This is a genomic window from Streptomyces altiplanensis, assembly GCF_053591575.1.
Genome location: NZ_JBSFUB010000060.1, coordinates 33,456 through 43,893, shown reverse-complemented (window position 1 = coordinate 43,893; position 10,438 = coordinate 33,456). Strand labels below are relative to the sequence as shown.

Genomic DNA, 10,438 nt, shown 5'->3' with positions numbered 1-10,438 from the left:
CCGCCCCCGCGACGAAGGTCCCGAACATCCGCGGGGTGCACCGGGTGTGGTGCAGGCGGACCCGGCCCGCCCCTTCCCGCCGTGACACCTCACGGCTCCGCCGCGGGGAAGTCCCCGAGGACACGGCACGGAACCGCTCCCCGGCGCGGGGCGGGCCGGCCGGCGCCGCACAATGGTGGGGTGGACGAGCCGATACCCGTGATCCGGGACGTGGACCGGGGCACCGCCAAGCTGATGCCCGACGTGGACCGGGAGCGGGCCTGGCTGCTCACGGTCGACGGCGCGCCCCAGTCGTACGTCGACCTGGACGATCCCGCCCACCTGGAGTTCGAGTACGCGCGGCGCCTCGCCCATGTCGTCGACTGCGCCGCGGAGGAGGGCGCACCCCTCGACGTGCTGCACCTCGGCGGCGGCGGCCTCTCGCTGCCCCGCTACACGGCGGCCACCAGGCCGGGCTCGCGCCAGGACGTGGTGGAGGCCGACCGGGGCCTGCTGGCGCTGGTCGCCGAACACCTGCCGCTGGCCGAAGGGTCCGGGATACGGGTGCACGGCGCCGACGCGCGCCAGTGGCTCGAAAACGCCCCGGCCGCCTCCGCCGACGTACTCGTCGCCGACGTCTTCGGCGGTTCCCGGGTGCCCGCGCACCTCACGTCCGTCGCGTACGCGCGGCTGGCCGGACGCGTCCTGCGCCCCGGCGGGATCTACGCGGCCAACCTCGCGGACGGCGCGCCGTTCGCCTTCCTCCGCTCCCAGCTGGCCACCTTCGCGGCCGTCTTCGAGGAGCTCGCCCTGATCGCCGAACCGGGCGTGCTGCGCGGCCGCCGCTTCGGCAACGCGGTACTGATCGCCTCGCACGTCCCCGTCGACACGGCGGCCCTGGCCCGCAGGGCCGCCGGGGACGCCTTCCCCGCGCGCGTGGAGAGCGGTCCTTCGCTGGCGCGCTTCATCGGTGACGCGACGGCGGTACGGGACGAGGACGCGGTGGAGTCACCCGAGCCGCCCGGTGGTGCCTTCGGCATCGGCTGACGGCACGGCGAGGACGGACGAGGACGCGGGGGAGGGGGCGGGTACACCCGCCTTCGGCGTCCCGTGCGTACGGCGGGTCAGGTTCCGTACGTCGGGCACGAACAGCACCGCGGCGGTGACGAGCACCACCAGAGCCGCGCAGCCCCACAGCGCCTCCTGGCGCCCGACGAGGCTTTCGACGGGTCCGGCCACCGCCGTGGCCAGCGGCAGCATCGCGACCGAACCGAACCAGTCGTACGCCGAAACGCGCGAGAACTTCTCCTCCGGGATCTCCTGGTGGAGCGCCGTCATCCAGGCGACACCGAACACCTCGATCGCGACACCGCTGAAGAACATCACCGCGGCGAGACCCGCCGCCGGCAGCGGCACGGCCAGCGCCGCCGACGGCAGGGCGAGCGGGAAGACGCACAGGGTTCCGACGAACAGCAGGCGCCGGGGCTTCCACCGCATCATCACCAGCGCGCCGCCGACCGTGCCGACACCGAAGGCGGCCAGGGCCAGGCCCCAGGGCGCGGCGCCGCCCAGTTCCTCCTCGGCGACCAGTGGCCCGTAGACCGCCTCGGCGGCTCCCACGACGGCGACGACCACCGAGAACTGCGCCACGATGCTCCACAGCCAGGGCCGGCCGACGACCTCGTGCCAGCCTTCGCGCAGGTCGGCCAGCATCCCGCCGCCGGATTCGCGGGGCTTGATGTGGCTCACGTCGAGGAAGGCCCGCAGCGCGCCGGCGAAGGCGAACGCCGCGGCGTCGACGGCGAGGACCCAGCCGGGACCCACCGCGGCGACCAGCGCGCCGCCGAGCGCCGCGCCGCCGATGCCGGCGCCGTTCATGGCCATCCGGAAGAGCGCGAAGGCGCGGTTGGCCTGTTCGCCGCTGACGCTGGACAGGAGCATGCCCTCGGCCGCCGGGTTGAAGAACGCCTGGCCCGTGCCGCACAGGGCGGTCAGGACCATCATCTGCCACAGCTGGGGATCGCCCGTCAGGACCAGCAGGGCGAAGGCTCCCTGGGAGAGGCAGTTGAGCGCGTTGGCGGCGACCATCACGTGGTGGCGCGGCATCCGGTCGGCTATCGCGCCGCCCACGAGGAGGAACAGGACGAGCGGCAGGGTACGGGCCGCGGCCACCATGCCCACGTCACCGCCGTCGCCGCCGGCCTGGAGGACGGCGAACGCCGCCGCGATCAGCGCACCGTGGGTGCCCAGGTTCGTCACGACCGCGGCGGCGGTCAGCAGGGTGTAGTTACGGCCGGCCCATTCGGGGCGGCGGGCTCGGCGGGGAGCGGCGGCAGGAGATGTCACTTCCGGACTATCGCTGGCGTCGGCCGCCGTTGCCAAACCGATTCGGCACCGGCGGCAGGTCTGCTCAGGAGTCGATCAGCCGGACCGTTCCGAGGATCTTCCGGATGGTCGCGTCGGGGAGCTCGTCCTTGACGCCCTTGGCGGTGTACAGGCTCCAGACGGCGAAGTCGCCGTCGGTGTCCTTGAAGGCGAAGGCGATCGACTTGCCGTCGGTGTCGCACTTGTCCTTCCTGGTGACGCCCGTGACGGAGGCGACGGACACACTGCCCTTGAGCCCGGACGCGGAGGTGAACGGCGTGGCCCTGGAGACCTTGAACGTGCCGGTCTCCTTCTGGTCGTACGCGGCGAACACCCAGTTGTCGGCCACGTTCTCGGCCTCGGTGGTCGTGGTGCGGGCCCCGTTCGCGCCCCGGGTCCCGGCCGCTCCGAGCAGCGTGTCCTTGCCGCACCACCCGCTCTTGAAGTACGCCGGCGCCGACATCCCGATGAGGGGCTTGTCTCCCGGGTTCACGGTGTCCGTGATGCTGAGGGTGATGCCCGGCGCCTGCACCTCCCACTCCGGCGGTACGTCGAAGCGGGTTCCGTGCTTCGGGTTGGTGACGACCTTCCAGCCGGGGATCGTCGGCTTGGCCTTCTCGACCGAGCCGCCGCGCGGATTCTCGACGGGAGGGGTGGGGGCGGAGGGGGCCTCGGAGGTGGCGGAAGGCGACGACGTCTTCTCGCCGCCCGCCCGGGTGCCGCCGCCCTCGTCGTCCTTCCCCAGGACCACCGCGCCGGTGATCACGGCCGCCGCGACGACGGCGGTGGCCGCGGCGATCGCGACGATCGCGGTCTTCTTCCGGTTGCCGCCCGGCGGCTGCGGGCCGCCGGGCGGCGTCAGGGGCGCGTACGGCTGCTGCTGGTAGGGATTGGGCTGCTGGTACCCCGGCTGCTGATGGCCCGGCTGCTGGTAGCCGGGTGACGGGTACCCCGGCTGCTGATAGCCCGGCTGCCGGTACGGGTTCTGCTGCGGGTCCTGCGGGTTCTGCTCGCCCCCGGGCGGCTGCTGTCCTGGCCACATGACCGGTAACGATAGAGGTGCGCGGCCGGAGCCGTTGCTTCCGCCCCCGAGGGGATGGCCAAGTGCGCCTACTCGTGGGTAACCTGGCGCCGCATGAGCGCAGATCAGACGTCCGTCGGCGACATGCTCGCGGCGACGGTTCCCATGGCCCGTACCCTCAACCTCGAATTCCTGGAGACCACGGAGGAGCGCGCCGTGGTCCGCCTTCCGGACCAGGCCGAGTACCACAACCACGTGGGCGGCCCGCACGCCGGCGCGATGTTCACCCTCGCCGAGTCGGCGAGCGGCGCGATCGTCCTCGCCGCCTTCGGCGACCAGCTGTCGCGTGCCGTGCCGCTCGCCGTCAGGGCGGAGATCGGCTACAAGAAGCTCGCCATGGGGCCGGTCACCGCGACCGCGACGCTCGGCCGCCCGGCGGCGGACGTGGTCGCGGAGCTCGACGCCGGACAGCGCCCCGAGTTCCCCGTCGAGATCGCCATCCGGCGCGAGGACGGCGCCGTGACGGGCGAGATGACCGTCGTGTGGACCCTGCGTCCCCACAGCTGACCACAGCTGGCCGCGTCCCCGTGTGACGGGAGCGACCTCCCGGACGCCGTCACGCCGTGGTGAGGTGCGGGTAGGCTGCCCGCCGTGCGCCACGGGGGCGCACGGCGGGCAGCCGCCCTCCCCACGACGACAGGAACCGGCGTTGCACATCACGGAGTGGCTCGAGACCATCCCGGCGGTCAGCATTTACCTCCTGGTGGGGGTTGTCATCGGGCTGGAAAGTCTGGGCATTCCGCTGCCGGGCGAGATCGTTCTCGTCAGCTCGGCCCTGCTGGCCTCCCAGCACGGCGACATCGACCCGTACGTCCTCGGCGCGTGCGCCACGGCGGGCGCCATCATCGGTGACTCGATCGGTTACGCGATCGGACGCAAGGGCGGCAGGCCGCTGCTCGCGAAACTGGGCCGCAAGTTCCCCAAGCACTTCGGCGAGAGCAACATCGCCATGGCGGAGCGTTCGTTCGAGAAGTGGGGCATGTGGGCGGTCTTCTTCGGCCGCTTCGTCGCCCTGCTGCGGATCTTCGCGGGACCGCTCGCGGGCGTACTGCGCATGCCGTACTGGAAGTTCCTCATCGCCAACGTCTTCGGCGGCATCCTGTGGGCGGGCGGCACCACCGCCGTCATCTACTCGGTGGGTGTGGTCGCGGAGGCGTGGCTCAAGCGCTTCTCGTGGCTGGGCCTGGTGCTCGCCGTGCTGTTCGGTGTCACCTCGATGCTCGTGCTCAAGAGCCGCGCCAAGAAGGCCGCGGCCCAGTCCGGGGCGCGGTCGCAGGCCGGGGAAGAGCCGGTGGCCGCCGTGCCGGAGAAGGCCGCGGCGACCGCCGACTGACGGCGTCGCCCCGCGCCTAGTCCGCGTGCGCCTCGCGGTGGCTCCTGGCCAGCTCCACGTACATCGCGGCGTTCAGCTTGATGCCCTCGCGCTCCTCGTCCGTCAGCTCCCGCCTCACCTTGGCGGGTACGCCGGCGACCAGCGAGCCCGGGGGCACTCGCATGCCCTGCGGCACGAGCGCCTGCGCGGCGATCAGCGAACCGGCGCCGATGTGCGCGCCGTTGAGCACCGTGGCGCCCATGCCCACCAGTACGTCGTCCTCGACCGTGCACCCGTGCAGTACGGCGTTGTGTCCCACGGAGACGCGGTCGCCGACCGTGACGGGGAAGCCCGGGTCCACATGGACCGTGCAGTTGTCCTGGATGTTGCTGTCGGTGCCGAGGACGATCGGCCCGCAGTCGGCGCGCAGTACGGCGTGGTACCAGACGCTGGCGCCCGCGCCCAGCGTGACGTCCCCGATCACGACGGACGTCGGCGCGGCGAAGGCCGACGGGTCGGTCCGCGGCTCCTTGCCGCCGACGCCGGTGATCAAAGCCTGCTGTGCCATCGCGTGCTCCCTGGTGCTTCGTCGCTGGTCGGTCGCGCCAGGGGAACCGTAAGTGACGCCCCCGGTCTTCGGGGTGCCGGGTGGGGCGAACATCACAGCAGGCCGCTCCGGGCCGCCCGCGTCCCGCCGACTACCGTGTGCGGGTGCCGAAGAACAGAAACACGTTCTCATCGTTGTCTGCGCTGGCCGCCTGGCGCCGCCGTCTGGTGACCGGCGCCGTGCACGCCGGATGGCGCTGGGTGCAGCAGGCCGGAGCGGTCAGCGCGGAGCGTCCGGGGCGGCTGCGCTTCGGTGCGATCGGCACCGGAACGAAGCTCGCCTTCCCGCAGGGCACCGTGTTCGGCGAGGAGTGGATCCGCCTCGGCGACCACTGCATCATCGGCGAGCAGGTCACCCTGACCGCCGGAATGATGCCCGGCCTCGACCTCGGTCCCGACCCGATCCTGCGGCTCGGCAACGGTGTGGTCCTCGGCCGCGGCAGCCATGTCATCGCCGATACGACGGTGACCATCGCGGACGACTGCTACTTCGGCCCGTTCGTGTACGTGACGTCCACGAACCACAGCTACGACGATCCCGACGTCCCCGTCGGCAAGCAGTGGCCCCGTACGGACCCGGTGGAGATCGGCCCCGGCTGCTGGATCGGCACCGGCGCCGTGATCCTCCCGGGCGCCCGGCTCGGCCGTAACGTCGTCGTCGCGGCGGGCGCGGTCGTACGGGGCGAGGTTCCCGACCACGCGGTGGTGGCCGGGGCGCCCGCCCGGGTCGTACGCAGCTGGGACGCGGTGAAGGGCTGGCAGCCGCCGCTGCGCACGCCCGCGCCCGTACCGATCCCGGAGGGCGTCACCCCGGAGCAGCTGCTGGCGCTGGCCGAGCTGGAGACCGGGGCCGCCGAGTGAGCCGCGGCGGATGCCGGTCCGCTCACCCCGCGGCGAGCAGCACCGTGCCCACCACCGCCAGCCCGGCGCCCGCCGCCTGCACCGCGCGCAGCCGTTCCTTGAGGAGGGCTAGGGCGCACAGCGCCGTGACGACCGGGTAGAGGTTGGCCAGTACGGCGGCGACGGTGACGGGCCCGCTCTGGGCGGCGAGGGAGTACGTGCCGTTCGCCGCGACGTCGGCGAGACCGACGAACGCCAGGGCGGGCAGCGCGGACCGGACCACGCGCATCCCGCCGTCCTCGGGAAGGGCCTTCGCGCCGCGCCTGACCGACACGTACAGCGCCGCGCCGCCGACCGCCACGTTGGTCACGCGCTGGACGAAGAGCGCGAGGAACAACCCCACCAGAGTGGTGGACGCCTCGGCGATCAGGGCCAGCACCGCACCGAAGCCGACCGCCGCGACCAGCGTCAGTACGACCGCCTGCCGCTGCACCGGCGCCCCGCGCAGCTGCGGACCGCTCGCCAGCACCACTCCGGCGATCGCGACCGCGATGCCGGCGAACTGCAGCAGCCCGGGGCGCTCGCCGAGGACCAGGCCCACCGTGACGGGCACGGCGACGCCCACCGACCCCAGCGGCGAGACGACACCCATCGGGCCCAGCGCGAGGGCCTTGTAGAAGCACAGCATCGCGACGGGACCGACCGCGCCCGCGGCCACCGCGAACCACAGCTGCGGCCCGGCCTCGCTCCAGCCTCCGGTCGCGACGACGACCGCGCCCAGCACCACCACGGCGATGGTCTGGGACACCACGACGACGGTCAGCGCGGGCGTACGCCGGGTGAGCAGCCCGCCGCCGAAGTCGGCCAGCCCCCAGAGCAGGCTGGTGGCCAGGGCGAAGAGTGCGGTCATGGCGGTGCCTCGCAGTACAGTGCGGTGAACAGTCTGGTGCACCAGACCGTAGTGCAGTTCATTGAACTCTGTCATCCAAAATATTGGACGCAATGTGACGGACCTCGACCAGCTCACGCAGTCGCTCGCCCGCAACCTCAAGCGCTGGAGGGGTGAGCGCGGCTTCACGCTGGACGCGCTGGCCACCCGCGCGGGCGTCAGCCGCGGCATGATCATCCAGATCGAGCAGGCGCGTACGAACCCGAGCGTCGGCACCACGGTGAAACTCGCCGACGCGCTCGGCGTCAGCATCACCACCCTGCTCGACTACGAACAGGGCAAGCAGGTCCGGCTCGTACCCCGGGAGCAGGCGGTCCGCATGTGGTCCACGGACGCGGGCAGTCACACCACGCTGCTCGTCGGCACCGAGACCCGTGGCCCGCTGGAACTGTGGGCCTGGCGGCTGGTGCCGGGCGACAGCAGCGCGTCCGACCCGCATCCCGCCGGGACCACCGAACTGCTGCACGTCACCGCGGGCGAGCTGACCCTCGTGGTCGACGGCGAGCCGCACTCCGTGCCGGCGGGGGCCTCCGCGACGTTCGAGGCGGACGTACCGCACGCGTACCGCAACGAAGGCACCGAGACGGTCGAGATGACGATGGCCGTATCGATTCCGCCCGTACGCTGAGACGGTCAACGGGCTCCCCGGGGGCGGCTGTTAGCGTCTGCCCATGCGCGCGCCCCTCGGAGACTTCGACAACGCCACGCCCGCCCCCGACTGCCTCGGCCTGCTGACCGCGCCGGTCGCGGAGGCCGTGCGCGCGTGGAGCAACGACGTACCCGCCGACCAGCTGGTCTACGTCGACACCGACCCGGAGATCGCCGACACGGCGGCCTTCGCCGAGCACTACGGCACCGGACTTCTCGATGCCTCGGCGAACTGCGTGGTCGTCGCGGGCAAGCGGGGCGGCGAGACCACCCTGGCCGCCTGCGTGGTCCTCTCCCGTACGCGGGTGGACGTGAACGGCGCGGTCCGCAGGCACCTCGGCGCGCGCAAGGCGTCGTTCGCCCCGATGGACACGGCCGTCGGCGAGACCGGCATGGAGTACGGCGGCATCACGCCGGTCGGGCTGCCCGCCGGCTGGCCGCTGCTCGTGGACTCCGCCGTCACCGGCGTCCCATGGGTCCTGATCGGCAGCGGCCGCCGCAGGGGCAAGCTCATCCTGCCCGGCAAGGCCTTCGCGGGGCTGCCGGGCGCGGTTGTCGTCGACGGGCTCGGGGTCTGACCCCCTCCGGCGGTGCGCCCCCGGCCGGCCGTCAGCCGAGCCGGGGGATCTCGATCGCCGGGCAGCGGTCCATGACCATGTCCAGTCCGGCGGCGCGGGTGCGTTCGCAGGCGGCCTCGTCGACGACCCCCAGCTGGAACCACACGGCCTTGGCGCCGACCGCCACCGCCTCGTCCGCGATGCCGCCCGCGAGGTCGCTGTTGACGAACACGTCCACGACGTCGACCGGGAACGGGATGTCGGCCAGTGACGCGTACCCCTGTTCGCCGTGGACCGTCTCGGCCTTGGGGTGGACCGGCACGATGCGCTTGCCGTAGCGCTGGAGCACCTCGGCGACGCCGTACGCCGCCCGCGACCGGTTGCCGGACAGGCCCACCACCGCCCAGGTGTCGCCGGACTGCGTGAGGATCTTGCGGATCGTTGCCGGGTCGCCGTACACGCCCTGCCTCCTGGGGTCGGAAGGTCACTTGTGGTGGCCAACGGGCGACGTCCGGCGGGCATTCCCGGGGCGGCGCGCCGGTCCGTTCCCCGGCGCGCTGTTGTTCAAAGTTGTACCGCTGTGTATCGTCGCGACGTGTGACTTGAAGTTTCAAGTAACTTCGGACCGGCCCGACCCACAGGAGAGCCCCTCACATGACTCCCCCCACCAGCACCCTCGGCGTCCCCGTCATCGGCGGCGCCGCTGCCCGCCGCACCCCCTCGCTCCACGGCTACGACACCGGCCTGCTCGTCCTCCGTCTCGCCCTCGGCCTGACCATGGCCGCCCACGGCGTGCAGAAGCTCTTCGGCTGGTTCGGCGGCGGCGGACTCGAAGGAACCGGCCAGTTCTTCACCGCGAGCGGCTACCCGGCCGGCGAGGCGATGGCGGTCGTGGCCGGCCTCACCGAGACGCTCGGCGGCCTCGGGCTCGTCCTCGGGCTGCTCACCCCGCTGGCCGGCGCGGCCCTCGTGGGCACCATGGTCAACGTGCTCGCCGTGAAGTGGGGCGGCGGTTTCTTCGCCCCCGAGGGCATCGAGTACGAAGTGCTCCTCACGGCGGCCGCGGTCGCGCTCACGCTGACCGGTCCCGGCCGGTACGCCGCCGACCGCTTCCTGCCCGGCCTGCGCACCCACCGGCTCGCCTACGGCGCCGCCGCCGTGGCCGTCGGGCTGGTGGTCGCCGCCGTCATCCTGCTGCTCCGGAAGTAGTGCCCTCCGGTCTGCGCATAGGGTGGGCCGAATGCAGGAGCAGTACCGGACCGTCGCCCGCGCGGGTGTGCACGAGGCCGAGATCGGCCGATCGCGCTTCCTCTGCGCGCTCGCACCCGCCGCGACCGAGCGGGAGGCGCAGGACTTCGTCGCGCGCGTCCGCAGGGAACACCCGACGGCGTCGCACAACTGCTACGCGTACGTCATCGGCGCGGACGCCTCCGTGCAGAAGGCGAGCGACGACGGCGAACCGGGCGGCACGGCCGGTGTACCGATGCTCCAGATGCTGATGCGCCGCGAGGTGCGGTACACCGTCGCCGTGGTCACCCGCTACTACGGTGGCGTGAAACTCGGCGCGGGCGGACTGATCAGGGCGTACGGCGGAGTGGTCGGCGAAGCCCTGGACGCCCTCGGCACGATCACCCGGCAGCGCTTCCGGCTCGCCACCGTCACCGTCGACCACCAGCGGGCCGGAAAGCTGGAGAACGACCTGCGGACGACCGGACGCGCGGTGCGCGAGGTGCGGTACGCCGACGCGGTCGCGATCGAGGTCGGACTGCCGGAGGCGGATGTCGAGCCCTTCCGCGCCTGGCTGGCCGACGCCACGGCGGGCACGGCGGGGTTCGAGCTCGGCGGAGAGGCGTACGGCGACGCCTGAGGGCGGACACCGGTGCGCCTCGCGGCCCCGGCGTGCCTCGCCGCCGCGGTGCGCCGGGCGCCCTGACCGGCGGCAGACCGCCGGCCCCGCCCGGACGGCCGCCGTGCTCCGGTCCGTACCCGCCTCCGGAGGCGGACGGGAGGCGTGGCCGGGATCACGTTGCGGACCGGGTCTGATGTGATCCCCGACTCCTGCGGCGGCTAATGGAGTCGCCCCGGCGGCATCTTCGGCCTCT

At 72.9% G+C, this 10,438-nt stretch carries 13 protein-coding genes; 8 read left to right on the top strand and 5 right to left on the bottom strand.

Annotated features, from left to right (window positions below; all coding sequences use genetic code 11):
* Positions 1-180 precede the first annotated feature (180 nt).
* On the top strand, positions 181-1,026 hold the full coding sequence (locus ACWD0Y_RS23955) for a spermidine synthase (RefSeq protein WP_450262369.1): 846 nt from the start codon (positions 181-183) through the stop codon (positions 1,024-1,026).
* Here the strand turns inward: ACWD0Y_RS23955 and ACWD0Y_RS23950 are convergent.
* Both ACWD0Y_RS23950 and ACWD0Y_RS23945 read right to left on the bottom strand, forming a co-directional pair.
* Positions 988-2,325, bottom strand: coding sequence for an MFS transporter (locus ACWD0Y_RS23950; RefSeq protein ID WP_450262368.1), 1,338 nt, complete (start codon positions 2,323-2,325; stop codon positions 988-990). The genes ACWD0Y_RS23955 and ACWD0Y_RS23950 overlap by 39 nt on opposite strands.
* Before the next feature lie 64 nt (positions 2,326-2,389).
* Positions 2,390-3,385: a hypothetical protein gene (locus tag ACWD0Y_RS23945; protein WP_450262367.1), complete on the bottom strand. Its 996-nt coding sequence runs from the start codon at positions 3,383-3,385 to the stop codon at positions 2,390-2,392.
* A gap of 93 nt (positions 3,386-3,478) precedes the next feature.
* Between ACWD0Y_RS23945 and ACWD0Y_RS23940 the strand changes: the two genes are divergently transcribed.
* Both ACWD0Y_RS23940 and ACWD0Y_RS23935 read left to right on the top strand, forming a co-directional pair.
* Complete coding sequence (locus tag ACWD0Y_RS23940; RefSeq protein ID WP_450262366.1) at positions 3,479-3,931, top strand: DUF4442 domain-containing protein; 453 nt, start codon at positions 3,479-3,481, stop codon at positions 3,929-3,931.
* A 142-nt stretch (positions 3,932-4,073) separates the two neighbouring features.
* Positions 4,074-4,757 (top strand): DedA family protein, encoded by a 684-nt coding sequence (locus ACWD0Y_RS23935; protein ID WP_450262365.1) that lies wholly within the window; start codon positions 4,074-4,076, stop codon positions 4,755-4,757.
* Positions 4,758-4,773: 16 nt separating this feature from the next.
* Here ACWD0Y_RS23935 and ACWD0Y_RS23930 read toward each other — a convergent pair whose 3' ends face one another.
* Positions 4,774-5,304, bottom strand: a complete 531-nt coding sequence (locus tag ACWD0Y_RS23930; RefSeq protein ID WP_450262364.1) for a gamma carbonic anhydrase family protein — start codon at positions 5,302-5,304, stop codon at positions 4,774-4,776.
* Positions 5,305-5,447: 143 nt separating this feature from the next.
* On the opposite strand from ACWD0Y_RS23930, the gene ACWD0Y_RS23925 reads away from it, so the two are divergent.
* Positions 5,448-6,203 (top strand): acyltransferase, encoded by a 756-nt coding sequence (locus tag ACWD0Y_RS23925; RefSeq protein WP_450262363.1) that lies wholly within the window; start codon positions 5,448-5,450, stop codon positions 6,201-6,203.
* 22 nt (positions 6,204-6,225) lie between these two features.
* On the opposite strand, the gene ACWD0Y_RS23920 is transcribed toward ACWD0Y_RS23925, so the two are convergent.
* Complete coding sequence (locus ACWD0Y_RS23920) at positions 6,226-7,092, bottom strand: DMT family transporter (protein WP_093803700.1); 867 nt, start codon at positions 7,090-7,092, stop codon at positions 6,226-6,228.
* A 94-nt stretch (positions 7,093-7,186) separates the two neighbouring features.
* Between ACWD0Y_RS23920 and ACWD0Y_RS23915 the strand changes: the two genes are divergently transcribed.
* Together ACWD0Y_RS23915 and ACWD0Y_RS23910 are read left to right on the top strand one after the other, a co-directional pair.
* A complete protein-coding gene (locus tag ACWD0Y_RS23915) occupies positions 7,187-7,759 on the top strand; it encodes a helix-turn-helix domain-containing protein (protein ID WP_450262362.1) in 573 nt (190 codons plus the stop codon).
* Positions 7,760-7,802: 43 nt separating this feature from the next.
* Positions 7,803-8,357, top strand: a complete 555-nt coding sequence (locus ACWD0Y_RS23910; protein WP_450262361.1) for a YbaK/EbsC family protein — start codon at positions 7,803-7,805, stop codon at positions 8,355-8,357.
* A gap of 31 nt (positions 8,358-8,388) precedes the next feature.
* On the opposite strand, the gene ACWD0Y_RS23905 is transcribed toward ACWD0Y_RS23910, so the two are convergent.
* Positions 8,389-8,796 carry a CoA-binding protein gene (locus ACWD0Y_RS23905; RefSeq protein ID WP_450262360.1) on the bottom strand — a complete coding sequence of 136 codons (408 nt, stop codon included), beginning with the start codon at positions 8,794-8,796 and terminating at the stop codon, positions 8,389-8,391.
* A gap of 194 nt (positions 8,797-8,990) precedes the next feature.
* On the opposite strand from ACWD0Y_RS23905, the gene ACWD0Y_RS23900 reads away from it, so the two are divergent.
* A complete protein-coding gene (locus ACWD0Y_RS23900) occupies positions 8,991-9,545 on the top strand; it encodes a DoxX family protein (RefSeq protein WP_450262359.1) in 555 nt (184 codons plus the stop codon).
* Between the two features lie 31 nt (positions 9,546-9,576).
* Entirely contained in the window at positions 9,577-10,203 is a 627-nt protein-coding gene (locus tag ACWD0Y_RS23895; protein WP_450262358.1) for a YigZ family protein, read from the top strand.
* The last annotated feature ends 235 nt before the right edge of the window (positions 10,204-10,438 follow it).